Origin of the sequence: Luteibacter yeojuensis, from assembly GCF_000964085.1 — a bacterium.
Taxonomy (GTDB): domain Bacteria; phylum Pseudomonadota; class Gammaproteobacteria; order Xanthomonadales; family Rhodanobacteraceae; genus Luteibacter; species Luteibacter yeojuensis_A.
Genome location: NZ_JZRB01000127.1, coordinates 1 through 442, shown reverse-complemented (window position 1 = coordinate 442; position 442 = coordinate 1). Strand labels below are relative to the sequence as shown.

Genomic DNA, 442 nt, shown 5'->3' with positions numbered 1-442 from the left:
TCGGTTCATTCGCTTTCGCGAATGAACCGATGCCACGGACACCGTAGCTTGGATGACCGTCCCTACAGGTCCAGCAAACCGCGCCGGTGGTCTTCGTCCATCCAGCCCTCGCGGCGCTGCATGGCCCACTCGATCTCGCGGGCGGATTCATTGCTGATGTACTTGCCACGCAACATGGCATGCAGCTCGCGGTCGTCGACGCCGAGCACGGAAGCACGCGTGACGGCGCCCGTGATGCCCTCGGCGGAAAGTTCTTCAAGCACGGTGCGAAGGTTCGCCCGGCGATTCATTTGGACTGTATCCATGCGCAGTACCGCTGGCGTGTAGAAGCCAGTGGCGCTGGCTGGGATCCGCGACGAGGTTAAGGAACGCACGCACACCTGTCTTACGTATATCTACCTAGCCCCGGGCTACGTCGCGTCCTGCTCGTTTTCGATGGGCA

Annotated in this window: 1 protein-coding gene; it reads right to left on the bottom strand. The window is 61.5% G+C overall.

Annotated features, from left to right (window positions below; all coding sequences use genetic code 11):
• Positions 1-62 precede the first annotated feature (62 nt).
• Positions 63-305 carry a hypothetical protein gene (locus VI08_RS20530; RefSeq protein ID WP_157130546.1) on the bottom strand — a complete coding sequence of 81 codons (243 nt, stop codon included), beginning with the start codon at positions 303-305 and terminating at the stop codon, positions 63-65.
• Between the last annotated feature and the right edge of the window lie 137 nt (positions 306-442).